This is a genomic window from Eubacterium sp. AM05-23 (genome assembly GCF_003477535.1).
GTDB classification, from domain to species: domain Bacteria; phylum Bacillota; class Clostridia; order Eubacteriales; family Eubacteriaceae; genus Eubacterium; species Eubacterium maltosivorans.
Genome location: NZ_QUDF01000007.1, coordinates 148061 through 173119, shown reverse-complemented (window position 1 = coordinate 173119; position 25059 = coordinate 148061). Strand labels below are relative to the sequence as shown.

21 protein-coding genes are annotated in these 25059 nt (G+C 52.0%); 5 read left to right on the top strand and 16 right to left on the bottom strand.

Going from position 1 to position 25059, the window contains the following annotated elements; all coding sequences use genetic code 11:
• Nucleotides 1-11: 11 nt before the first annotated feature.
• The 12 genes from DW091_RS11570 to DW091_RS11515 all read right to left on the bottom strand — a co-directional run bounded on the left by DW091_RS11570 (nt 12) and on the right by DW091_RS11515 (nt 11459).
• On the bottom strand, nt 12-1811 hold the full coding sequence (locus tag DW091_RS11570) for an NADH-ubiquinone oxidoreductase-F iron-sulfur binding region domain-containing protein (RefSeq protein ID WP_074617656.1): 1800 nt from the start codon (nt 1809-1811) through the stop codon (nt 12-14).
• 12 nt (nt 1812-1823) lie between these two features.
• Nucleotides 1824-2222, bottom strand: coding sequence for a (2Fe-2S) ferredoxin domain-containing protein (locus DW091_RS11565; RefSeq protein ID WP_038352188.1), 399 nt, complete (start codon nt 2220-2222; stop codon nt 1824-1826).
• Between the two features lies 1 nt (nt 2223).
• Complete coding sequence (locus DW091_RS11560) at nt 2224-2772, bottom strand: ATP-binding protein (protein ID WP_118518213.1); 549 nt, start codon at nt 2770-2772, stop codon at nt 2224-2226.
• A 13-nt stretch (nt 2773-2785) separates the two neighbouring features.
• On the bottom strand, nt 2786-3256 hold the full coding sequence (gene nuoE / locus DW091_RS11555) for an NADH-quinone oxidoreductase subunit NuoE (RefSeq protein WP_058695693.1): 471 nt from the start codon (nt 3254-3256) through the stop codon (nt 2786-2788).
• 249 nt (nt 3257-3505) lie between these two features.
• Nucleotides 3506-4228, bottom strand: a complete 723-nt coding sequence (locus tag DW091_RS11550) for a PHP domain-containing protein (protein WP_058695694.1) — start codon at nt 4226-4228, stop codon at nt 3506-3508.
• A 1-nt stretch (nt 4229) separates the two neighbouring features.
• Nucleotides 4230-4562: a DRTGG domain-containing protein gene (locus DW091_RS11545; RefSeq protein WP_074617654.1), complete on the bottom strand. Its 333-nt coding sequence runs from the start codon at nt 4560-4562 to the stop codon at nt 4230-4232.
• Entirely contained in the window at nt 4559-5917 is a 1359-nt protein-coding gene (locus DW091_RS11540) for a [Fe-Fe] hydrogenase large subunit C-terminal domain-containing protein (RefSeq protein ID WP_058695696.1), read from the bottom strand. The genes DW091_RS11545 and DW091_RS11540 overlap by 4 nt, the downstream gene beginning before the upstream one ends.
• A gap of 24 nt (nt 5918-5941) precedes the next feature.
• A complete protein-coding gene (locus DW091_RS11535) occupies nt 5942-6358 on the bottom strand; it encodes an ATP-binding protein (RefSeq protein ID WP_058695697.1) in 417 nt (138 codons plus the stop codon).
• Nucleotides 6348-6707, bottom strand: coding sequence for a hypothetical protein (locus DW091_RS11530; RefSeq protein WP_058695698.1), 360 nt, complete (start codon nt 6705-6707; stop codon nt 6348-6350). The genes DW091_RS11535 and DW091_RS11530 overlap by 11 nt, the downstream gene beginning before the upstream one ends.
• A 113-nt stretch (nt 6708-6820) precedes the next feature.
• Nucleotides 6821-9220 carry an AAA family ATPase gene (locus tag DW091_RS11525; RefSeq protein ID WP_118518212.1) on the bottom strand — a complete coding sequence of 800 codons (2400 nt, stop codon included), beginning with the start codon at nt 9218-9220 and terminating at the stop codon, nt 6821-6823.
• Nucleotides 9217-10308, bottom strand: a complete 1092-nt coding sequence (locus DW091_RS11520; protein ID WP_058695700.1) for a DNA repair exonuclease — start codon at nt 10306-10308, stop codon at nt 9217-9219. The genes DW091_RS11525 and DW091_RS11520 overlap by 4 nt, the downstream gene beginning before the upstream one ends.
• A 236-nt stretch (nt 10309-10544) precedes the next feature.
• Nucleotides 10545-11459 carry a bifunctional enoyl-CoA hydratase/phosphate acetyltransferase gene (locus DW091_RS11515; protein WP_058695701.1) on the bottom strand — a complete coding sequence of 305 codons (915 nt, stop codon included), beginning with the start codon at nt 11457-11459 and terminating at the stop codon, nt 10545-10547.
• Between the two features lie 138 nt (nt 11460-11597).
• Between DW091_RS11515 and DW091_RS11510 the strand changes: the two genes are divergently transcribed.
• Together DW091_RS11510 and DW091_RS11505 are read left to right on the top strand one after the other, a co-directional pair.
• A complete protein-coding gene (locus tag DW091_RS11510; RefSeq protein WP_118518211.1) occupies nt 11598-12737 on the top strand; it encodes an aldo/keto reductase in 1140 nt (379 codons plus the stop codon).
• An 8-nt stretch (nt 12738-12745) separates the two neighbouring features.
• On the top strand, nt 12746-13264 hold the full coding sequence (locus tag DW091_RS11505) for an isoprenylcysteine carboxylmethyltransferase family protein (protein ID WP_058695703.1): 519 nt from the start codon (nt 12746-12748) through the stop codon (nt 13262-13264).
• Between the two features lie 350 nt (nt 13265-13614).
• Here the strand turns inward: DW091_RS11505 and addA are convergent, their stop codons facing one another.
• From addA to DW091_RS11485, 4 genes are all read right to left on the bottom strand, one after another.
• The gene (gene addA / locus DW091_RS11500; protein WP_118518210.1) at nt 13615-17187 is read right to left on the bottom strand and encodes a helicase-exonuclease AddAB subunit AddA; all 3573 of its coding nucleotides are present in this window, start codon (nt 17185-17187) and stop codon (nt 13615-13617) included.
• Nucleotides 17174-20545 carry a PD-(D/E)XK nuclease family protein gene (locus tag DW091_RS11495; RefSeq protein WP_147365290.1) on the bottom strand — a complete coding sequence of 1124 codons (3372 nt, stop codon included), beginning with the start codon at nt 20543-20545 and terminating at the stop codon, nt 17174-17176. The genes addA and DW091_RS11495 overlap by 14 nt, the downstream gene beginning before the upstream one ends.
• 121 nt (nt 20546-20666) lie before the next feature.
• A complete protein-coding gene (locus tag DW091_RS11490; RefSeq protein WP_058695706.1) occupies nt 20667-20942 on the bottom strand; it encodes a type II toxin-antitoxin system RelE/ParE family toxin in 276 nt (91 codons plus the stop codon).
• Nucleotides 20935-21156: a DUF6290 family protein gene (locus tag DW091_RS11485; RefSeq protein ID WP_118518208.1), complete on the bottom strand. Its 222-nt coding sequence runs from the start codon at nt 21154-21156 to the stop codon at nt 20935-20937. The genes DW091_RS11490 and DW091_RS11485 overlap by 8 nt, the downstream gene beginning before the upstream one ends.
• Before the next feature lie 242 nt (nt 21157-21398).
• On the opposite strand from DW091_RS11485, the gene DW091_RS11480 reads away from it, so the two are divergent.
• The 3 genes from DW091_RS11480 to glpK are packed head-to-tail and all read left to right on the top strand — an operon-like array spanning nt 21399 to nt 25034.
• Nucleotides 21399-21989, top strand: a complete 591-nt coding sequence (locus DW091_RS11480) for a glycerol-3-phosphate responsive antiterminator (RefSeq protein ID WP_158577882.1) — start codon at nt 21399-21401, stop codon at nt 21987-21989.
• 4 nt (nt 21990-21993) lie between these two features.
• Entirely contained in the window at nt 21994-23529 is a 1536-nt protein-coding gene (locus DW091_RS11475) for an amidohydrolase (RefSeq protein ID WP_118518206.1), read from the top strand.
• Nucleotides 23530-23540: 11 nt separating this feature from the next.
• The gene (gene glpK / locus DW091_RS11470) at nt 23541-25034 is read left to right on the top strand and encodes a glycerol kinase GlpK (protein WP_118518205.1); all 1494 of its coding nucleotides are present in this window, start codon (nt 23541-23543) and stop codon (nt 25032-25034) included.
• The last annotated feature ends 25 nt before the right edge of the window (nt 25035-25059 follow it).

The following is a 25059-nucleotide window of genomic DNA, read 5'->3' as shown; positions in this document are numbered from 1 at the left end:
TTATCCTCCGATCAGGCTTTCGCAATCGCGTTAAACGGGCAGGCTTCAATACAGGCGCCACATTTCACGCACTTCGCTGCGTCGATAACATGCGGTTTTTTCTTTTCGCCGGTGATCGCGTCGCCCGGACACTTCTTGGCACAGATACCGCAGCCTTTACATTTTTCTTCGTCGATGACATAGTTCAGCAGGTTACGGCAGACGCCGGCCGGACATCTCTTTTCGTAGATGTGGGCTTCATATTCATCTCTGAAATATTTGATGGTGGATAATACCGGGTTCGGGGCTGTCTGGCCCAGGCCGCAGAGCGCGGAAGCCTTGATACCTTCTGCCAGTTCTTCAAGACGTTCGATATCGCCTTCTTCACCCTTGCCGTCACAGATGCGTTCGAGGATTTCAAGCATACGCTTTGTACCAATACGGCACGGCGGGCACTTACCACAGGATTCGTCCTGGGTAAAATCGAGGAAGAAACGGGCAACGTCAACCATACAGTTGTCTTCATCCATAACGATGAGACCGCCGGAGCCCATCATGGCGCCGATACTGATGAGGTTGTCATAATCGATGGGGATATCCAGCTCGGAGCTTGGGATACACCCGCCGGAGGGGCCGCCTGTCTGGGCTGCCTTGAAGGCCTTGCCGTTGGGAATACCGCCGCCGATTTCATAAATAACTTCTCTGAGTGTTGTCCCCATGGGGATTTCAAGAAGACCGGTGTTGTTAATTTTACCGCCAAGGGCAAATACCTTGGTGCCTTTGGATTTTTCTGTACCAACAGAAGCGAAGGATTCCGCACCTTCTAAGATAATGGTCGGAATATTCGCGTAGGTTTCAACGTTGTTCAGAACCGTCGGACGTTCAAAAAGACCCTTGTTAGCCGGGAACGGCGGTCTTGGTCTTGGTTCGCCACGTTTACCTTCGACAGAGTTCATGAGCGCGGTTTCCTCACCGCAGACAAAAGCGCCGGCGCCCAGACGGATTTCCAGATCAAAGCTGAAGTCTGTGTCGAAGACATTGTCCCCTAGCAGGCCGTAGTCTTTTGCCTGGTCGATGGCAATCTGGAGACGCTTAACAGCGATCGGGTACTCAGCACGGACATAGACATAGCCTTTCTGCGCGCCGATAGCGTAAGCGGCAATGGCCATGGCCTCAATAAGGCGGTGCGGGTCACCTTCCAGAACGGAACGGTCCATAAACGCGCCAGGGTCACCTTCATCGGCGTTACAGGCTACGAATTTTACCCCGTCCGGTGAATCAGCGTTGTAAGCGAACTGCCATTTTAAACCAGTTGGGAAACCGCCGCCCCCACGGCCGCGGAGTCCGGAAGCCTTGACTTCGTCGATAACTTCCTGAGGCGTCATTTTGAACAGTACCTTTTCGAGGGCCATATAACCGTCAAAAGCAATATATTCTTCAATGTCTTCAGGGTCGATAACGCCGCAGTTGGCAAGCGCGATACGTTTCTGTTTTTTATAAAAACCGAGTTCATTGATTGAAAGCGGATGTTCGCCTTCTTTCTTTTCGGAGTAGATCAGTCTTTCCAACGGACGGCCTTTTACCAAATGTTCTTCAACCAGTTCTGGAATATCACTTGGTTCGACACGGCTGTAGAAAGTGCCTTCAGGATATACGATTACAACAGGACCAAGCTCACACAGGCCAAAACAACCCGTTATGACAAGTTCAACTTCGTCCATTAATTCATGTTTGATCAGTTCTTTTTTGAATTCTTTTACCAGTGTCTGGGAGCCGGAAGATGTACAGCCAGTCCCACCACAAAGCAGAATCTGCGAGCGTTTAAAAGCCATTTACCTTCCTCCTTATGCCTGTTTGACGGGTTCGATGACTTTTCCGTCAACGATGGTCATGGTGTATTCTTCGACTACTTTGCCGTTTTTCAGATGTTCGTCCACAATGCGCTGTACTTTTTCCGGCGTCATTTTGACATAGGTAACCTTTTCACCTTCCGGATTGTAAACTTCGACAATGGGTTCAAGACGGCAAACGCCAATACAGCCAGTCTGGGCAACGGTAACGTCCTTTAAGCCCTGTGTTTCCACTTCTTCCATTAATTTGACCATAACAGGTCTGGCACCGGCGGCGATCCCACAGGTTGCCATCCCAACAACCACACGGTAGCCATCTTTGCCTTTTCTCAGATTAATTTCTTCAAGTTTCTTGCTTCTGATCGCTTTTAATTCTTCTAAGGATTTCTTCATTTTACTCCTCCGTAATTTCTTCGAGTCCTTCTTCAACATAGCCCCTGATCCAGTTTAAAACATCCGGATCATTCATGAGGCTGTCTTCCCCGAGAATCTCCTTGATCTCTCTTGAGTCAAATACAAATTCACGCTCGTTATACCTCTGTACATATACAAGCTCAGCCTCCCCAAAGGACATGAGCATGGTGATCACACTGTCGGGCATATTTCCCAGCGGCATCCGGTCAATGTGGTCATAGGCGAAAGATGCGTAAACCCGCGTTCCTACATTTTCCTCTGACTGGATCTCAAACCGGCCGTCACAGCCTTCGGCCGCATCCTTAAACAGCGAAAGACCAAGGCCTACACGCCTTGTGGTCCGCGTGGTTACAAAAGGATCGGTAATATTGGGCAGTTTATCGGCTGGTATTCCCTTACCATTATCCTCAATGATAATCTCAAGCAGATTACCGTCTACGTTTTCATTAATGGTTAATTTTACCAGACTTGCGCCCGCCCGAATGGAATTCTGTGTAATGTCCAGTATATGCAGCGATAACTCTTTCATGGTTAAGCCCTAATCAGTATTTTGCGAGAATGTCTTTTACTTCGTTTACACTCAAGCGTCCGTAGACATCTTCATTGATGCTCATAACCGGAGCCAGACCGCAGGCGCCTACACAACGCGTTGCGTCGACTGAGAACTTGCCGTCCTCTGTGGTGTCGCCAACAGCCAGACCAAGGGTATCGGTAACCTTGTCCAGAATAGCCTGAGAGCCTTTTACATAGCACGCTGTCCCCAAACAGACGCCAATTTTGTACTTGCCCTTTGGCTTTAAGGTAAACTGGGAGTAAAATGTTGCTACCCCATACACTTCTGTTAAAGGAATATCGAGTTCATCTGCAATGGTTTGCTGCAGCTCGATGGGCAGATAACCGTATTTTTCCTGTGTTTCCTGCAGAATCTGCATCAGACAGCCTGGAACGTCACGGTGTTCAGCAACGATTTCCTTTACAACATCCAAATTGTCAATAGGTACTAATTCAGCCAACTTAAATCCTCCTCTTGTTTTCGCAATCCTCATTTATTGCTCAATTTTTACTATTCTATTATAGCACAGTCTTCGTTATTTACTTAACATTTTTAAATGTAATCTTTTACCTTAAATATTAGCTTAAGAACACGTTCGAACAAGAAAATACCAGTATATACAAGTTAAAATATTACTCTTTCCCATTTTTGACCCTAAAAAAACAGAACTGTTTTTTTCAGGCGCTTCCAAAATAGCAATTTTTTACCTTTATTCTGTTGTGCCGCCTAAATATTCAATTAAGGTGGATTTTCTTAAATCTGGCAGATCAATGAAATATTCACGTTCGGCCATGTCCTCCAGCTGATGGGCGTCGGAGCCGTGAATAAACTGGTATTCCCTGAAAAAACGAAATTTCTTTTTTGCCTCCTCCACAGTCGTTGCCTTGGACAGTTCCACAGTCTTTACCGGCAGATCCGGCGGGATAAACCCCAGCGATACCATAATACTGTAGGATTTCCTGTCGATGTGAGCCGGTACGATAATGCCACCCAGCGGCTTAACCATTTCGGCCAGCTCATCAATGCCAATATCCGTCGCTGAGATCAGCAGCTTGTCCACTTCACCGATAATCTCATCCTCAGCGTCTAAAATGTACTGTGGGCCAAAATAATCGGGTTTATTGGGGATATCCGGCAGATGCTCATACAAGATGGCATCCAGCGCCATCGCACCCTCTAGGGTATCAAAATATGCCAGAATATGGGCTTCCTCCTTGGTGGTTACCTCGATGCCCGGCAGCACGCACAGGCCCTCGCCCTTTGCCACTTCAAAAAGGGCGGGCAGGTTTTTAGCGGTATTATGATCGGTCAGCGCAATGTAGTCAACCTCCTTCAGCAGAGCCATGCCCACGATGTTGTTAGGGGTCATGCCCATATCGCCGCAAGGTGACAGGACAGAGTGCATGTGCAGATCAATGGCGACAGTGCTCATTTCAGATGCCTTTTTCTCCCAGGAAGGTACAAACCTGATAAGCGTTCATTTCAGTGGTAATGATCGGAATGTTTTCCTCCGTAGCCTTGGCCAGGGTGTCTTCTTCAATTTCCGCGCCCTCAGGAATAATAATGCAGGCCATCTCTAAAAGTGTCGCCACAGCGATGATATTCATGTGCGTCTGGATCGTCACCCACGCGCAGTTATTATCCGCATTGGCCATCACCCAGCTCAGCAGGTCGCCCACGTAGCCGCTCTCGATCTCACGGTCCAGGGATACAGTATCGTTGGCGCAGACAAAGCGTTCGTCCGCCAGCAGTTCTTTTACGTTCATTTTTCCTCCTCGGTTTCCTCATTATTTTCATTTTTATTCTTCATGGGATGCCCCACTTGAAGCAGTTCACTTGTGAGCTTTGAAAGCTCCAGAACACGGTCCTTCAAAACGAAGACACAGTCGATCTCACGGGCATTGCCCATAACGATGTCCTCGGCCAGTGCCCGGCAGCCCGGCGCGCCGCAGGAGCCGCAGTCCAGCCCCGGAAGCTTGGCTTCCAGTTCCTCGATGGCATGCATTTTTTTGATGGCCTCTCCCATATCCTCATCCAGAGGCTTGGGGCCACGCGGCATCAGCTTTTCCTTCTGATGCATCATGCCGGTATTGTACAGGTTTTTGATATAGGCCTCCTCCAGATGCTTATGGGAATCCATGCGCTCCAGCTTAGCCCTCTCCTCAATATACATTTTGGCCACAAAATTATTCTCTACGGTCAGACAGCCGCCAACGCAGCCGCCCAGACAGGCGAGCCCCTCAAAAAAATCAATGTTGTCAAGCTTGCCATTTTCAATCTCCTCAAGGACCTTGATGACATTGGAAATTCCGTCCACATGCAGCACTTTTTTGTTTTTCAGATAGCTGCTCTCCCCGCCGGACACTGCCCAGCTAAAGCCCTCAGCCGATGAATTATGAATCCCATCCTCCACCTCGACAGTTTTCATGGCGCCCATCAGCGGCGCGTAAATATCCTTGATGGCAATGGCGCCGTCAATGGTAGAAAACAAATCGTCGCTTGGCAGCGGGTTGCTCACCTCTGTGGCCTTGGCGGCGCAGGGTGTTATAAAGAATATCCCGATATCCTCACTCCTGAGCTTTTTACTCTCAATCAAACGTTTTCGCGTAATCCTCGCGGTCAGCCCCATGGGCGCCTTCAGCCGGTTAATGTTGCCTGTCAGCTCCGGAAAGCGCACCTGAATCAGCTTCGCCACCGCCGGACAGGCCGATGAAATCATCGGCTTCGGATAGTGTTTGGCTGTAAACTCATACTTGATGGCCCGGCCGATGATCTCGGCGCCAAAGGCCACCTCCACAATTTCGTCAAAGCCCAGTGATTTGAGCGCTGATAAAATGCGGTCGATGGAGTATTTCATCTTAAACTGCCCCAGCAGCGTCGGCGCCGGAATGGCGACCGTGTACTTATAGTCCTTGATTTTGGAGAGCGGATCGGTTTTTGCCATTTTCGCGTGGTGCGGGCAGACCCGGATACACTCGCCACAGTCAATGCACTTTGACTCGATGATCTTGGCCTTGCCCTCCCGCACGCGGATAGCGCCGGTCGGACAGGATCTCAGACAGGTTGTGCACCCCAGGCACTTGTCTTTATCCAGATACACCGAATGCATTAATTTATCCATCAGTTTCACCTCATCCCCCAGATTTTACAATTTGAAATACATCTTTATTTTTGTTCCTTCTCCTACCTTTGAATGTATCTCAAAGTCATCTGCATTTTTTTCCATATTCGGCAGCCCCATCCCTGCGCCAAAGCCCATTTCACGGACCTTGTCACTGGCGGTTGACCATCCCTCGGTCATCGCCAGATCCACATTGGGAATCCCTGGCCCCACATCCTCCAGACGCAGGGTTACAGCGTTTTCATCCACCTCTAAAATGATCTGCCCGCCGTCGGAATGGATGGCGATGTTCATCTCGCCCTCATATCCGGCAATGGCGATATGGCGGATCACCTTGCTGCTGATGCCGAGCTGCTGGAGGCTCCGCTTTATTTTGCGTGAAGCCTCACCGGCCTTTTCAAAATCTCCCTTTTCTACATCAAATACCAATTCATAGCTCATTTTTCGGTATTGCCCCCTTAAGTCCGTTGTGGTATAAGATTCCGCAGGATTCAAACAGCGGGTAATCGGTGGTCATGATCAGCATGTCAATGTCCTCCGCCATTTCCAGCAGCTCCTCACCCGGCACCTTGCTTCTGACAAAAACAATGCTGTGCATGTTTGCCATGTCCACGGTATTAAAAACCTGCTTGTTCACAAGCCCGGTGAGCAGTATGCCATCCTCCTTGGCGTACCGAAGCACATCGCTCATGAGGTCGCAGCCGCAGGCTACGTACACATCCTCATCCAGATGCTCTTCTCCTGTTAAAACCCGTGCGTTCAGTAGTTCCTTGACTTCCTGTAACTTCATTTTTGTTCTCCCCTCAAAAATTACTTAAAGATATTTGGTCGTGTGACGCCTTTGGGGCTCAGGGGCATGTGTTTTCACGCAGACGTAAAACACACGTCCCTTTGGCCCTGGCGTCATAAAATAATGCCGCTGTAGCTCAGCTCATTATGGTCCAGAATCCGTTTTTCATCGCCGCTGCAGGTAAACAGCAGAACCTGCTGTCCCTGGCTGATATTCCAGAGAAAGCGTACCGCTTCGGTTTTTCTCGCCAGATCATACTGCACAAACGGGTCGTCCAGCACAAAGGGCAGGGATTTGTCAAATTCAAGCACATTGCCCACGCCAAAGCGCAGCGCAAAGTAAATCTGGTCGATGGTGCCGCCGCTCAGCTTCTCAATATCCAGAAGATCGCCGTTTTCCGGGCTCACAACCTTCACCTGAAGCTTGTCATCAATTTTAACTTCCTTATATTTACGGGTGATGCTGTGCAGCACATCGCCGATTTTATCATTGAGCACCGGCGCGCAGTCATAATGCTTTTCCTTGGAGAGCCGGCCGAAGATATCCAGCGCCATATCGCAGGCCCGGAGGTCTTCTTCATATTCACTGATCTGATTTTTAAGGGTTTCGATTTTTTCCCGGGTTTCCACCGGATTGCTCACACTGCTGATGAGCATGCTGTTTTCACCCTGAAGCCTGGAAACCTCCTGGTTAAAGGCCAGCAGCGCTTCGCGGGCGCGGATCTTTTCACCGTCCGGTGCCACCATGATAACAGGATTGTCCTCCTCACCGGCGTCGGGGTCAACCTTAATCATATTGCCGCCGCCCAGCTCATCGTAAAGGCGTTTGTTGGCCGCAAGCTCTGCCCGGACCTTTTCAAGCTCACTTTTATACTGGCAGCCCTCGTTGTAGGCTTCGATGTTTTCCACACCGGCCTCTTCCAGCTCTTCGCTCAGCTCCATTTCAAAGCTTGCCTGGTTGTCGAGAACCTCTTCCAGCTCTTTTTTCTTGTTCTCAACCTGTGTGAGGAACACATTTTCATCCATAGTCAGCTTGTCAAGCCGGTTAAAAATTTCCTCGGCCTTACGCACAAAAGCTTCATATTCTTCCGGAGTATTTTTGCCGTATTTCTGCAAAATGGCTTCCACAGCACTCAGCGGCACCTCATCGTATTCCTCCTGCATGTCCTCCGCAGTTTCAGGCTCCAGACCGCCCGGTGATTTCATTTTGTAGATCATCAGAGCTGCGCCGCCCAGTCCCAAAAACCAGCCCAGGAAGTTCACAAATACCAGCACTGCGCCGGTGAGAAAGTTTCCCGGATTAATGGCGGTGACCAGCACCAGAATGGCGCCCAGCACCATGAGCAGAATAAGCATGCCGTTGGATACCCGGTTCAGGGTAGAGACCTGCACTTCAATATGCTCCTGCTCCCGCTCGATCACGCTGGGGTTTTCCAGCGCGTACTGGTACTTCTGATAATCCATCTGCACCTCGTTGCGGCTCAGTCCCTTCAGGCTGCGCTTAATGCGGTTGCAGCGGCCGGTAATATCCTGGCATTTGCTCTCAAGCGCTTCAATTTCGCGGGACAGCGTCTTGATGCGTTCCCCGGCCCCTTCCAGATTGCTCTGCAAAATTTTAAGCCGCCCGTAGGTGCGGGTGTCAAAGTCCTCGTATTTTTCAAGCTCTGCCAGGCGGCTGCTGAGCGCCTCACCCTCGCTTCTGATCTCACGGACCTTTTCACGCATGTTTTTAAGCTCCTCGCGGGTCTTGGCCTGTGTTTTTTCGGACTGGTTCCGGCATTTGCTCTGGGCTGCCTCGATTTTTTTCTTATACTGCTGGATACGCTTCTGGTTTTTCTGAATCACATTGTAGACACGCTCGCCCTCGTCCAGTGCCCGCTCCAGATCCTTAAGCTCCCGCACGGCCATACCGTAGTTGGATTTGCTCTGGCCATAGTTTCCGATGGATTTTTTCTTATTTTCCAGATAGCCCATGACGCGGTTGAGCGAGATCTCCTCTTTCTGGGCGGTTCCCAGCTCAATGAGGCGGTCGTTCACTTCCTTTGCCAGGTCGGCATCGGAGGCGGAGGCCATCTGCTTGATGTTCACGGTGTTATTATACACCACAGAGTTAATCTTCAGATCGCCCAGCGGCAGATTCTGCCGGGTGACGTTATCGTAGGGATAAAGGGCGGTGATGTCCTCCCCGGTGACGTTGTCATAAATTTTAACCCCGTCCTGCTTTTTCAGAAAGTCGCGCTCAATCCGGATTTCCCGGCCGTCGTCCTGCTCCATGACCATGGCGCCGCAGTAGGTGTCGCTGCCCCAGGGCTTAAAGCGCTCAAACTCCTCGGAGTAGGTCCGCTTTTTGCGGTAGGGCTTGTAAAACCCGAACAGCATCCCTTCAATAAAGTGCTGCACCGTGGATTTTCCAGCTTCGTTTTCACCATAGACCAGGTTAAACCCATCGTCAACCTCAATGACCCGGTCCTTAAATTTTCCAAAAGATGTCAGTATCAGCGTTTTTATTTTCATAGAATTACCTTTTCCTTTAATATCCCTTCCAAACCGTAGTACAGGGCTTTTTTAGTGATGGGAGACGCTTCCTCAAGAAGCATCTCCTGTATGAATTTACCGATCATATTGTCCCTGTTTTCCTTGAGCAGCAGGTCAATATCCAGATCGATTTCGAGCTCCTTGTCGTTCAGTTCAAAATAGTAAAAGGACGGCTGTAATTCATCCTTAAGCCAGTCCACAGAAACCTCCGGGTCCACATAGCCTTTCAGGGTAACCCGGTAGTAGTTCTTCATCCGGTTTTCCTCTGTATCACAGGCGAGAATCCGGTCCTTGATCGTATCAAAACTCATCTCGGGTGTTACCTCAACTTCCAGATCCACGTAGCGGCGCTTCTGGATGGGTACAAACTCACTGACACATTTGTGCGTGTCGATCTTGCCGACGATGACGCCGTGATCACCGCTCTCGCCAAAACTCAGTCCTTCCGGGCTGCCGCAGTAGGCGGCGGTCTCAGTCAGATACTCTGGCTTGTGGATATGGCCCAGGGCCACATAATCAAAATTGGAAAAATCCGATACGTCGATGGGCAGGTAATCGGTCTGCCTGCTGTAGGCGTCGCCGTGAAGCATCAGAATATTATTGCACTCCGGATTAACGGCGATCCCACGCGGAAAGGGCAGGTCGGTATAGGCTTTTTTGACCCAGGACATGCCATAGACCTCGGTTTTAAGGTCTGGAAAATAGACGGATTCCAGTTTGCCGGTTTTAAACAGGGTCACGTTGTCTGGCCAATCCACCAGGCCGAAAAGGGACAGACTGCTGTAACAGTCATGATTGCCCGCGCAGATGACCACCCGGGTGGTGGTGAGGCGTGAGAACTTTTCCGCCACCCGCTCAATTTCCATCATGTCCACTTCATCGGAGTCGAAAAGATCCCCGGCGATCAGCAGCAGGTCGATCTGGTTCTTTTCTGCGGTATTGAGTATTTTTTCAAAGGTCTCCCAGAGGTCCAGCCGTTTATTTTTCCCGTATATGTCTCCACGCCGGTTAAAATGGAACTGGCGGCCCATGTGCAAATCACCTGTATGTATGAAAGATACCTTCATCTAAGTTGCCTCCAATGCGAATATTTGTTCTTAAATTATACCATGATACAAGGCAATTGAAAACGAAAAAGTTCAAAATCGCCCAGGTTTCCGATGTTATTCTTGTACTATTATAAAATAAAGCGGCTTTAAAGGCAAATTTCTGCGCCTTTTCCTTAGATTGGCCGCTGGCGCCACCAGCGCTTTATTTTAAATTTAAAAAAGTCTCCCGGTCAGGGAGACTCAGAAAGGGCTGCTTAGTCGTATAGCGTTCCCAGCATCATTGCCAGGGCCATGGAGTTGACTTTCGCGTCGGCGGAGTCAGCTCTGGAGGTGAGCACCGCCGGTTTGGCGGTTCCCATGATCACCGCGCCGCTCTGGGCGCCGGCCATGTAGGTCATGGTTTTCCAGAAAATATTACCTGCCTGCAAATTGGGCATGAGCAGGATATCCGCCTGTCCTGCCACCGGGCTGATAACGCCCTTATGCCTGACTGAATGCTCGGAAATCGAAAGGTCCATGGACAGGGGGCCGTCAATCACACAGCCCTTGATCTGGCCGCGCTCATTCATTTTTGACAGAATAGCCGCGTCGATGCCGTCAGGCATATTGTCGTTGACGGTTTCCACCGCGCTCACACAGGATACCTTCGGATGGCGGCAGCCCAGCGCGTTTGCCAGTCTTGTGGCATTGCCGATCATCTCGATTTTATCCTTCAGGCTCGGCGCAACGATCATGCCGCAGTCTGTTGCCAGAATCATCCGGTCCAGGTGCGGCGCTTCAAAGGCAGTTACCGCGTTTAAGAGCTTGCCGGTCCGCAGCCCATGATCACGGTTCAGAATCGCCTGCAAATAGGTTTTGGTCTGAAGGAGTCCCTTCATCAGGATATCGGCCTCGCCGTCTCTTACCCTGGCCACTGCCAGCGCCGCGGCGCGCTTCTCATCCTTTTCGTCCACAATGGTGTTTTCGCTGAGATCACAGCCAACCTCCTTGGCATATTGCTTGATCTTATCAGCGTCCCCCACCAAAATCGCCCGGCCAAAGCCGTGCTCGTTCATGATCTTTATGGTCTCCAGAACCACTTTATCACCTGCGGCCGCAACCGCAACCACCTTTTTACGTACTCTGGCCATTTCGGTCAGCCGATCCTTTATTTCATCAAAACGGTACATTGTAAAACCTCGCTTTCATTCTATCTGTAATGTCTTTCGATGTAAAAATTGAAGAGTCATGTTATAATGTAATCTATACCCATTTTTAAGCAAAAAAGTAAAAAAAGATTCAAAAAGAATAAAAAAAAGGAGCGAAATATGCAATACCGTCCATTTAAAGACCTCGAACTCTCTCAGCTGGGCTTTGGCGCCATGCGTTTTCCCATTCAATACGACAACGAAAAGCTGATCGACGAAAAGGAAGCGGGCCAATGCCTTCAGGCCGCCATCGACGCGGGCGTCAATTATTTTGACACAGCCTGGCCCTACCACAAACAGGCCAGCGAGCCCTTTTTAGGAAAATTTCTGGCTGAGACAAAGCAGCGGGACAAGGTGCAGCTTGCCACCAAGCTCCCATGCTGGCAGTGCCATGACCCGGCCGACGCCGATAACTACCTGGAAGAGCAGCTCAGACGGCTTCAAACCGACCATATTGATTTCTACCTGCTCCACGCTCTGGATGGTTACCGGTTCAAAAAGCTTCTGGAGCTGGGGATAATCGACTTTATGGATCGGGCAAAGGCCTCTGGAAAGGTGCGCTATCTCGGCTTCTCCTTCCACGATCTCAGCGCTGAATTCGAACCGATTTTGGACGCTTATCCCTTTGATTTTGTCCAGATCCAGCTCAATTACATGGACGAAAGCTTTCAGGCGGGGCTTGCCGGCCTGAAAGCCGCCCACGAACGCGGCATGGGGGTCATGATTATGGAGCCCCTGCGTGGCGGCCAGCTGGCAGCAAAGCCAGAAGGCGATCTGGCAGACCTCTGGCAGGGCTTTGACACTGCCCTTACCCCGCCGGAGCTTGGGTTTAAATATTTGTACAATATGTCCGAGATCACCTGCGTGCTCAGCGGAATGTCAAACCTCAGCCAGGTGCGGGAAAACATCGCCGCCGCCGAAAAATACACCCCTGGCTGCCTGACAGAGGACGAAAAGGAGATGATTGAAAGGCTCCGAAGCTTTTACAGAGGCCGTATGAAAGCAAACTGCACAGGATGCCGCTACTGTAACGGCTGCCCCCAGATCATCCCGATCCCGTCGATTTTCAAATATTATAATGAAGCCTTTATGTACGGCGATGTGGCAGCCTCCCGGAAGAAATACCGAACCAATGTCAAGAACAAACTCAAGGCCGACCACTGCACAGACTGCGGCCAGTGTGAGGAGCACTGCCCCCAGAGCCTTGAGATCCGGGCGCTTTTGAGGGAAGCCCATGCTTTTCTGATGGGTGAGGATTAGCAGATAATATGGGATTTTTATTGTTGATGCCCTTTTTCCTCATCCGATTCGGGCTTTTGGCCCTGCTGGATAAAGGGGCAGTAGCCCGCGCCGCCCATTTTGCGCCGCTTTTAAAGAAGGAAAAACCAGCCTATTGGATTTACCAGATCACTAACGCGGCCATTTTTCTTTACCTGTTCTTTTTGAAAATTAAGTTCACGCCGGCAGCATTGTTTTATGCCGGCGCGGCGGTCTACTCTGCCGGGACCCTCCTGCTGGCTGTGTCAATGGTCAATTTTGCGTCCCCGTCGGAAAGCGGCGTTAATCAGAACGGCCTTTACCGGCTGTCGCGCAATCCCATGTATGTGGCGTATTTCATCTTTTTTCTGGGCTGCGCGCTGCTCACCCAGTCCTGGCTGCTGCTTGGCTTTGTCATTGTTTTCCAGGGTTCTGCCCATTCAATTATCCGTTCAGAGGAGCGCTGGTGCCTCACGCAGTTTGGAGACACGTACCGCCAGTATATGAAAAAAGTCCGGCGTTATCTTTAAGTTCTGAGGACCAATAAAAACTCAACCCGTATCGTGGCGATACGGGTTGAGTTTTTTGAGGACGTAACCTTTCGTTACTCCCTTTAGCAGGTCAGAAAATTCAAGAGACGAAGCCTTTTACCTAAGGAAGAAAAAAAGCGGCAGCGGGCACTGCCTTTACACCTGTATCTTCTTCAATAAAGCAGGCGTCTGATCTCTCCAGTGTCCGGCGTTTCCCTTAAAAGCGGCACGATTCCTGGCCGTTTGCCGCAGCGCCTGGGCTTTTTTCTTATCTGGATAAAAGGCCCAGCCTCGGACTGCGCCGCTTCCTTAACATTTTGAGGACGTAACGTTTCATGACGCCCTGTCCTTTACCGGTCTACCTTTATCTGCTCTCCCATGGCCACCAGGCAGAGGATACGCTCGGCAACGGGCATACCCGTCAGGTTTGCCAGGGCTTCGGCGTAGAAATTGATCTGGAGACGGTACTGGTCGATGAGCTGCTGCCGGCCGGCTTCACCAAAATAGCGGTCGGTCTTGTAATCTAACAGAATCCATTTTCCGTTTTCCTCAAAGCAGCAGTCGATCATCCCCTGCACCACCAGCGGCGCTTCGGCGTTCTGCCAGTCGGGCAGAACCTTCCTGGGGTCGTACTGATAGTTGAAGGGCACCTCCCGCCGCACGCGGTCAGCAGCCAGCATACGCCTTCCAAGCTCAGATTGGAAAAACCCGCGGATGACCTCAAGATCAATGGTCTCAGCCAGCTCAGGCAACAGCAGTTCTTCATCGATGAGCCGCTGCCGCTCCTCCTCAAGCAGTCTTTCAAAAGCCTCGGTATCCATCGTCACAGCGCGGAGTTTATGAAGCGGCAGGTTCTGCATCATAAAATGCAGCGCTGTCCCCTTTTCTGCTCCAGTAATTTCCCGGGCGTCTGCCATCATAAAGGACGGCAGCGCCACACGTTCGGGGATTTCCGGCACGCCCAGGGCCTCGGCCTGTGTTCTCAGCCGTTTAACCTCGGTGACGGTCATCTTACCCGGCAGCTCCTGCTGCTTTTCAAAGGGATAACGGTAGCTCAGACGGCGGCAGACCTCCTGCCACATGGCCTCCGGGGGGGCCTGCGCCTCCTCGATCAGATCCCCGACCGCATCCTCTGAGACATGGTGCTTCAGGCTCTGCTCAGCCGTATAAAAATAGACATCGTAGCTTGGCAGACTCAGGCGCCGCCGTTTTTCCTCCTCTAGGATTTCCGGCGCGCTGTTTCTTAAAAGTGCCTGCATGATCCAGTCCAAAAGCCCGCCTGCTTTCTTGAGATGGTACAGATCACCGGGGCCTGACCAGGCGGTCAGCTTAGATTCCAGATTTTTGACCATGCCCACCACCACCAGGCTTTCACGGGCTCGGGTCATGGCCACATAGAGCAGGCGCATTTCCTCGGACAGGGTTTCCAGCTCGTTTTTCTCAAGACAGATGTTCTTGGCCAGAGTGGGCATTTTTGCACGCAGCGCCAGATTAACATAATCCGGGCAGATCCCCAGATCCTTGTGAAACAGGATATCCCGGTTCCGGGTGCGCTTGTTGAACAGCTTGCCGGTACCGGACAGGAAAACCACCGGAAACTCCAGCCCCTTGCTTTTGTGGATGGTCATGATGCGCACCACGTTCTCACTCTCACTGAGCACTCCCGGCGGTGACATATCGTACTTGTGCTTTTTCATACGCTCGATAAAACGGATAAAATAGAACAAACCGCGCAGCGTGGAGCGCTTATAGTCTCCGGCGCGCTTTAAAAGCACCCGCAGATTGCTCTGCCGCTGCTCGCCGCCAGGCAGAGCGCCCACAAAATGGTAGTAGCCTGTGTCCAGGTACAGCTTCCACAAAAAATCCTCGATGTCCATCACCCGGGAATCCCACTGCCAGGCATCCAGCCTTTTATAGAAGGCTTTCAGCTTAGCGGCCAGCGCGTCCTCACGCTCGTCCCGGTATTTTTCCGCCGCGGCGTAGTAGCTTCCCTCTTTTTGAAACAGGCGGATCTCTGTGCACGCTTCGGTGTTAAAACCGCCGATGGGCGAGGTCATCACGCTGAGCAGCGGCAGATCCTGATGGTGGTTGTCGATGAGGTCTAAAAGGTTCATGACCACACCGATTTCCATGGATTCGTAATACTGCTCACCGCCGTCAAAATAGGCAGGAATCCCCAGCTCTGAAAAGATTTTGGCATAGACGTCGCCCCGTCCGGCCACTGAGCGCATGAGCACGCCGATATCGCGGTATCCCAGCAGGCGTTCCTGGCCGGTTTTGGTATCGAAAATGGGCTTGCCTACCCTGCTTTGTATTTCTCTTGCAATAAACCTGGCTTCCAGCTCTACTGCGGGCATCTCGCCCACCATGGGGTCGGTATCCTCATCGGTTTTATTTTCGATGACGTGCACCTGGGTTTTGACATAGGGCCCCTCGTTATCCAGTCCTTTGTAAAGCCGTGCCCGTTCGTCGTACTCGATCTCGCCCAGCTCTGGGCTCATAATGGCCTCGAACACGGTGTTGACGCCGTCCACCACGCCCTGGCAGCTTCTGAAATTCTGGCTCAGGGTAATGAGGTCGTTGAGCGCGTCAGTCTCCTGGCCAAAGCGGTGATATTTGCCGATGAAAATCGTGGGGTCGGCCAGACGGAAACGGTAAATACTCTGTTTGACGTCCCCAACCATAAAGTAGTTGTCCTCCCGGACGATCCGCCGGATGATGGCCTCCTGCATATCGTTAGTGTCCTGATACTCATCCAGAAACACGTACTCGTACTGCTCGCGCACCTCAGCTGCAATGGCGGGATTCTGTAAAATACGCAGAGTGCTCTGCTCAAGGTCGTTGAAATCCAGCAGGTTTTTTTCGGCCTTTTTAAGCTGATACTTTTTCTGGAAATCCCGGGTCAGCGCCACCAGATCCTCCATGGGTCCCTGCATTTCTGAAAGCTGAGCGAGTGCCTCTGAAAGGTCGAGATTCAGCCGCTTCTGCAGTCCCTGAATAATGCCCTTGGCCTCGTTTCTCAGATCCTTGATGTGGTCGCTGGTCTCGGCGTCGGCCTTTTTATTGCCGCTGTAGCGGGCAAAGCGGATGCCGGAAAGGGCCTTTCTGAAATCGTCGTAGCCCTCCTCCAGCGCGTCGATGGCAAGACCCACAGCGAAGAAGTCCTCCTGAAGCTGGGCGGCGGTTTTCTCAAAGCCCTCATAATCCCTGCACAGGGCATATGCGCTTTCCAGCAGCTCGTAGGCTCCCTCCATATCCGTGCGGATCAGGCTGTCCAGCTCCCGCCCCCAGGGGCTTTTCCAAAAGCCCCTGGCGTCCATCCCAAAATAGGACAAAGCGCGGGCGCACCATTTTTCAGAATCTGGCTGTGTCACGAGAAAATAGTGAAAATTTTCCACCAGGCTTTTGAGCTCCCGGTCATCGCGGTTGCTGGTAAACATATCCACCAGGCGGCTGAAAGGCGTCTCGCCATCCTCTGGTATCTCCTGGTACTTTTCCTCAAAAAGGGTTTCCAGAGCCTCCTGAACCATGATAGACAGCTCGGTCTCGTTGCCCAGCTTAAATTCGGGGTCGATGCCGCCCTCCTGAAAGTAGTCCTTCACCAGACGGCTGCAGAAGGCATGGAGGGTGGAGATGGAGGCAGCACCCAGACGGCTGATCTGCGCGATGACAAAATCCGAATCCACATCCTCCCTCTCAAGCTCTGCCATGAGGGCGGCGCTCAGCCGCTCCTTCATTTCCGCCGCCGCCGATCTTGTAAAGGTGAGTACCAGCAGGGCGTCCACGCTGGTCTTTTCCTCCACCACAATACGGCGGATACGCTCGATGAGCAGCGCGGTTTTTCCCGAACCGGCCGCCGCCGATACCAGCAGGTTTTTCTTTCTGGTCTCAATGGCTCTCAGCTGATCCTCAGTCCATTTCATTGTCTTTGCCTCCTTCCTTTATTTTTTGGATAAATTCATCCCGCGGAATACTGGTGCGCAGCACGTCGTAGGACGCCTTGCCGATGCTCGCATCAAACTGGCAGATCCCCTTGTAAGGGCAATACTCACAGCCGGTTTCCTTTCCCTTTTTATAGGGGCGGACCGCGATATCGCCGCCCAGTATTTTTTCGGTCATCTCGATGATCACACGCTTCACATAGCTGAGCAGATCCTCAAACTCATCCCGGCTCAGCCTGGAGTTGCGGGATTTCAGGCTGATGACCTCCGAATCCTTATCGGCCTCTGCGTCCATAGCTTTGGTAAAACGGGGATCATCCAGATAGATGCCATTAAGCTTAAAAGAATCGTTGAGCGCCGCGGTCAGCGTTTCCGGATCCAGCTTATCTACCTGGAGCATGGGATCGTCCACGTGAAAATAGAAGGTACCGCCCGGTATCAGGTTATCGCCCTCCAGAATCTCAAGCCCGGCCTCCATGTAGACGGCTAACTGAAGCGACAGGCCGTAATAAATCTCTGCCAGATTCAGAGACTTGTTGCCGGATTTGTAGTCGATGACCTTCACAAAGGTATTGCCCTCGCGCTCATAAACATCGATGCGGTCAATCACACCGCGCACTTTGACGGTCTCATCAAAGCTCGGCAGCTCTAAAATCTGGCTGAACTGCCGCTCGCTGTATTTAAAGTCAAAGTCCCCGCGGCGCATATGATCCACCAGCACGCGGACGGTGCGCTTGCTTACCCGGCGCAGCTTGCGGCCAAGGTACTGGTACTGGCCCGTGCTGTTAAACACCTGATGTCTTACCTGTGGCAGGGTTTCGTCCAGAATGGCGTCCACCATGGCGTCGGTCTTTTCCTGACTCAGGTCCTTGACGGAAACCTGCTCACGCTCGGCCTCCTTATAGACCGCATCAATGAGCTGATGGAGCACAGTGCCAATGTCTGGCGGCTCCACCTCGTACGCCTGTCTGGGCACTGGCCTCAGGCCATATTCCACATAGTGGGAGAATGGGCATTTCCGATAGAGCTCCAGACGCGACACGCTGGCCTGAATGGGCGGCTCAAAGAGCCGGATGGCCTGCCCCTGGCTCAGATGGTCGTCGACGCCCTCGTAATCCAAGGCCTCCTGTATCTGCCGGAAGGCTGTGTGATAATGAGCGTCCTGATCGTACCATTTACCGACAGTCTGCCAGAGACGCTTTGTCTCCTCAGGCATGGCCGGTCCCTTTCCGTAGCGCAGCTCACGCAGATGGTCGATGAGGCTGCCCATGGTTCCCCCCGGGGTTACCACGGCTTCCCATTCCTTTGAGAGCGTGTTTTCCAGCGCGCTTTCGATGGTCAGCTTTGGAAAAACAGCCTGTATCCTGGGAATGAGCGGAGATACCGGAATGGTGCCGCCCTCGGCGTCGGCCATGGCATAGGACAGGTACAGATAATCGCTCGGCGCCGCGAAAAGGCTGTAGAGCAGAAAATCCTCCTGGGCCCGCCTGAAATCGCTGTTGTTCTGGAGCTCCATCTCCCGTTTTCGCAGCTGGTCCCGTTCACGCTCCGATAAAAGGTTAAAGGATGGGCTGTTCCCCGGAATAACACCCTCGTTCATGCCAAAGACCAGCAGGGCTTTCATCTGGGAATGGCGGCTTCGCATCAGGTCTGTGATATTGACCACATCCTGGCGGCTGGGAATCACTCCCACGGTGTAGGACTGGAATCCCCCGCTCAGTACAGAAATGTACTCTTCCAGGGTGGTGCTTTCACCGCCCATAGTGCTGTTGATCTGGTCAAACACCTCCATGAGGATGTTCCAGATCTGGTTGTACAGGCCCATGCTGTCAAAATCGCCCCGCTCACGCAGCGCCTCACTCAGGCCGTCAATGGTCTCAGGCGCCTTGATATCCTCTAAAAAACGCACCAGGCTTTTTGTTTTATCCGCATAGGTTCTGGCTTTTCTCAGGCTTTTGCGCAGGGCCATAAAGGGCGCCATGAGCCGCTCGCGGCTCGCGTTCAGCGCTTCCAACGACACCGCCTCATCTGCGCTTGGGCGCTCAAAGGGCTTTTCCCAGGCGCTACCGCGGATGCCAAACTCGATCACATAATTCTCAAGCTCCTGAGCCTCCTCTGGCGTAATGGGCGCAAACCCGGTTTTGACAAAGGTAAAAATATCCTCGTAGGCATAGTGGCTTCTGTTGCTCTCAAGGGCTGCCAGCACAGCCTCCAGAAAGTTGTTCTCGGTGACCTTCTTAACATCGTCCATGAAAAAGGGGATGCCATACTCCGAAAAGGCCCGTTTGATGGAGCCGCCGTACGTTTCCATATCACCTGCCAGCACCACAATGTCCTGATAGCGGAAGCCCCGCTCACGCACCAGCGCAACGATTTTCTGAGCGCCCTTTTCCACCTCGTTCCAGATATTTTTACACTGAACCACCGCCAGATCATCTGGCTTCTGCCCATAGGGAGCCGGCCGCAGTGCAAAGAGATTGCGCTCCAGATGGTCCAATCCTGAAACCGCTGGCCGCACTGTTGTTTCCAGGTTAACGATCTCCGCTTCAAAGCCCAGATCGATGGCCATTTTCTCGATCCGCTTCAGCGTCTCGCCCGGCACGTAAAAGGCCGACGCGTCCGGCGCGTTCTTATCCGGGTCCAGGGTCAGCGTCATGGTCACACAGTCTGCCTTGGCTGCCAAGGCCTCGATGATCCGGAAATCCTGACCAGAGAATGTGTGGAATCCGTCGATCCAGATCAGAGAACGCTCCAGATAATCGGATTTTGGGATCTGGGCGCACAGAAGCTTTGCCCGGTCATCATCATCAATCCGGTCATGGGACAAAAGCGCTGCGTAGGCGCTGTAGATTTTCCGGATATCCTTCAGCTTCTGGCTGAGAATCCGGCCTTCTCCTACCTCGGCCTCAGCTGCCTCCAGAGCCTCTGGCGTGATCTCACTCTGCTTGAGTTCGCTGATAAACGCGCAGATATTTTCCAAAAAGCCCAGCCTGCCCGCGCTTTTTCCGTAAACCGTCAGGTCCTTCTGTACCTCTCGAATGCTCTTCTGCAAAAGCATCTGCTTACCATGTTCATCCACAAAAGTTTTGGCAATGCCGCCCACCTCGCTGAGAATCCGGTATTCCAGACGCTTAAAGCTGAGCACATCCGCGCCCAGAAGCCCCGGCAGGCGGTTGTAGGCCATGAGCTCCCGCTCCGCTCCCAGGGTAAACTGCTCCGGCACCAGCAGGTACATTTTGCTCCTGCCCCGCTGCAGCCGGGCGCCGATCTCCTCATAAATATAGTCACTTTTATTGATATGCAGACGGCCTTCACGGCCGATAATCACTCTAATTCGCACTTTGCACCTCCGCGCAGTCAATTTTACAGGTGGCCTTATTATACCATTTTAAGATTAGGGATATCCTAAAAAATCCCGGGAGCTAACTTTTCGTTACGCCCCCGGGAGTCCGTTCTATTTTCTAATGCTTACAAATTTCTTTTCGGTGTCCCACATTTAAAACAAGAATGGTGATGGTCTGCTCTGAAATCTCGCAGACCAGGCGGTAATCGCCGATACGGTAACGCCACTGCCCGCTTCGGTTCGCGCTGAGACTCTTGCCGTACTGATAGGGGTTGGCGCAGCCTTCAAGATTTTTTCTTAACCAGCCTGTAATTAAAAGCGCAGTATGTCTGTCAAGCTTTTTCAGGCTTTTTTTCGCCTTTTCAGTTAAAACGACATGATATTTCTCAGCCAATTTCCAGCTCTCTTTCCACTTCGTCCAAGGTGTAGGTCACCGGATTTTCTTGATATTCCGCCATGGCCTCATAATAAACCTTTAAATCAAACTCGTCCTCAATTTTTTCCATGATGGCCTGACGAATGGCCTCGGAAACCGACAGGTTCTTCATCTGCGCATAGTTTCGAATCAACGCCTCATCCTCTTTATTTAATCTTACGGATACTGCCATTGTGCTTCACCCCTTTCTTGTAATACATTGTATTACGACCAATGATCTTTGTCAAGATAACTTAAGCCTTTTAACCTAAAACGCCATTCTGTGGCAATCCATTTCAAAATAGGTTGACATCGTTTAAAAAATCCGATACAATGAGAAGAAGAATACGTTAGGATTGTGCAGATGAGATAAATCCGTGTTGCAGCCTTGCTCAAGAGACGCAGGGTGTGATGCGGATTTTTTGTATTCATTTTATGGAGGAGCTAAAAGTGTCAAACCTGCAAACACCCCTGCCGGCTGTTATTCCGGCTATTTCCAATACTGCCGACCTCGTGGCCTTTCTGGACAGCTACGCGGATCCCTGGGTCATGGTAAAACTTGGCGATATCAACACATTGCCCAATATCGTGCGCCGCGTTCATGAAAAGCACAAAAAAATTATTGTGCATCATGATTCCATAAACGGCCTGAGCCCAGACCGCAGCGGTATCCGTTACCTTGCAAACATCGGTGCCGACGCTGTAAACACAACCAGGCTTCACTGTATCAGCACCATACAAAATGAAAACATGCTGGCTGTTTTAGGGCTTTTTATCATTGACAGCAGCGCAGTCGCCAGCGCGGTGCGCGCGGTAAATGAAAACACACCCGATTTCGCTCTGCTAATGCCTTCTTCTCTGCCGGAGCGCATTATCAGAAAGATAAAATCAGAAACCGGCTGCCCTCTGCTCGGCGGAGGACTCTGCGCCAGCGCCGGAGAGCTGAACCTGCTCTTAAAGGCTGGTCTGGAAGGCGTTACCACCAGTGAAAAAGCACTGTGGCATAACCAACAAAAGGAGGACTAAAAAAATGAATGATCTGGCTCTTACCTGTGGAAACATCATTACCATGGAGACGCACCGCCCCTTCTGTGAGGCGGTTCTCATTGAAAATGGTAAGATTACCGCAGCCGGCCGTTCCGAGGATGTCAGGCGACTGGCTGGAGAGCGGCATATTAACTGCGTTGACTTAAAAGGAAAAACCGCCGTACCCGGGCTTCACGACTGCCATGTGCACGTCATGGGCACTGGCCTCAACGCCATCGGCATCGACCTGTACGACTGTGCTTCCATCGCCGACGTGTTTGATAAAATCCGGGAAGCCTCAGAGGACGGGGCTTCCGGGTGGGTTTACTGCACCCGGCTCGATGAATCCCGCCTGGCTGAGAAACGGCCGCCGACCGCAGCGGAAATTGACGCGGTTGTCCCAGCCCGCGGCGTCTACATTGTGGACCGCGGACTGCACTACACACTGGTCAATACCCTGGCCTTTAACGAAATTGGTTTTGACGGAACCGAACACGGCCTGGTAAAAGACGCATCTGGCCACGTTACCGGACGGCTGCACGACAAAGCTAACGGCAAAGCCCGCTCCTATTTCTATGAGAAAATGACCGATGCCCAGCGGGCGGATATGCTAAACCACACAGCCTCAGAGGCGGTCAAAATGGGGATCACCACCATTCACGCCATGGAGGGCGGCGATATGTTTTCGGATAAAGATATTCCTGTTTTTCTTGAAAACCAGCGCCACTTTCCCCTCGATATCCGCCTCTACTGGGATACCGAAAACATCCAGAATATTCTGGACCACCATCTGCCGGTTGTCGGAACCGACCTTTTGCTGGACGGCTCCATCGGCTCCCGAACCGCGGCCTTCATGCAGCCTTATACCGACGCCCCGGATACCTGTGGCGAAATCTATTTTACTGAGGACTTTGTGGTCAACCACATCACAAACGCCCATAAAAACCACCTTCAGGCCGGTTTTCACGCCATTGGCCAGCGCGCCGTCACCTTTGTGCTGGACTGCCTGGAAAAATCGCTGGCGCTGTACCCATGCACAGGCCACCGCTTCCGCATCGAGCATTTTGGATTTCCAGACGTCCGCGATATCGAGCGCGCCGCCCGGCTTGGCGTTGTAATCTCAACCCAGCCTTCCTTTACCTATCTGCGGGGCGGCCCTGGCAGCGTCTATAACCTTCGCCTTGGAGATAATCGCGAGCGCCGGGGCTATCCGCTTTCCGCTTTTGTGAAAGCCGGCATTCCCGTGGGGGGCGGCTCCGATTCTGGCGTCACCCCCATGGACCCTGTCTTAGGCCTCCACGCGGCTGTCAACCAGTCCTATTCCGAAAACAGTGTGGACATTCAGAGCGCACTGCGGATGTTCACCCTTGATGCCGCCTACTGTGCCTTTGAGGAACACCAAAAGGGCAGTATCACACCCGGAAAGCTGGGAGATCTCACTGTTCTGTCTGGAGATCCTTACACCACAGCCTCTGATAAGCTCAAGGATCTCGAGGTCTGTATGACCATTAAAAACGGAAAAATTGTTTATCAAAAATAAAGGAGACGATCATGAAAAAGTATATTTTAGGTATTGACCAGGGAACCACCGGCACACGCGCCATCATTTTTGACCAGGATGTCAATATTATTTCCTCAGCCTACAGCGAATTCACTCAGTATTTTCCACAGCCTGGCTGGGTAGAGCATGACGCCATGGAAATTTATGAAATCACCCTGAAAATGATGCGGCAGGCCATTTCAGAGGCGCACCTCAAGCCCGAAAACATCGCGGGCATCGGCATTACCAACCAGCGTGAGACCACTGTATTCTGGGATAAGAACACTGGAATCCCCGCAGACCGCGCCATTGTCTGGCAGGACCGGCGCACCCTGCCGATCTGTGAGGCCCTGATCGAAAAAGATGGGCCGGGCATTGAAGACCGCACAGGCGTCACCATCATCCCCAACGACTCCGCCACCAAAATCCACTGGCAGCTGAAAAATAACCCTGAAATCCGCAAGGGTGTGGACGAAGGCCGGCTTATTTACGGAACCATTGATTCCTGGCTTACCTGGAAGCTGTCTGGCGGCAGGGTGCATGTGACCGATCCGTCAAACAGCGCGGTCACCCTGCTTCAAAACGCCAGAACCCTTGATTATGACGAAGGCATCCTGAACGAACTGGAAATCCCACGAAGCATTCTTCCGGAAATCCGCAGCACCAGCGAAATCTATACCGCCACCGATCCAGCGCTGTTTGACGGCGTTGAAATCCCCATTGCCGGGCTCATCGGCGACCAGCAGGGCGCGACGCTGGGCCAGGCCTGCTTTGAAAAGGGCATGGCTAAAAACACCTATGGCACCGGCTCCTTTATTCTGATGAATACCGGCGACGAGTACATTCCGCCATCGGACGGGATTTTCTCCCCTGTGCTGTGGTCCATTGGCGGAAAGGTTGACTATGGGCTGGAGGGCCTGGTGGATGTCTCTGGCGCCGCAATCCAGTGGCTGCGGGACGGCCTCAACATTATTGAAAAGAGCGGCGAAGCCGAGATGCTTGCCAGACAGGTGAACGACACAGCCGGCGTCTACTTTGTCCCGGCTTTTGTGGGCTTGGGCGCACCTTATTTCGATTCCTACGCCAGAGGCACCATCATCGGCATATCCCGCGGCACCACCAAGCACCACATCGCCAGAGCCGCCCTGGAATCCATGGCTTTTCAGGTGAGAGACGCCTTTAAGGTCATGGAGCGCAAAGCCGGCATTCCGCTTAAAAAGCTCCGAGCCGACGGCGGCGGCGCCAAAAGCGATTTTATGCTTCAGTTCCAGGCCGATATTTTGGGGATTCCCGTTGAACGGCCCGTCATTACAGAAACCACCTGCCTCGGCGCTGCCTACTCCGCCGGACTGGCGGTTGGCTATTGGGATTCCATCGAGGAAATTTCCAAATTCTGGAAAATCGACCGCTGCTTTGAGCCTGCGATCTCAGACGAAGAACGCGAAGAACGCTGCTTTAACTGGAACCGCGCCATTGAACGCGCGGGCGGCTGGCTGAAACGATAAACAGCAAAAAATGCCGGGATGTAAC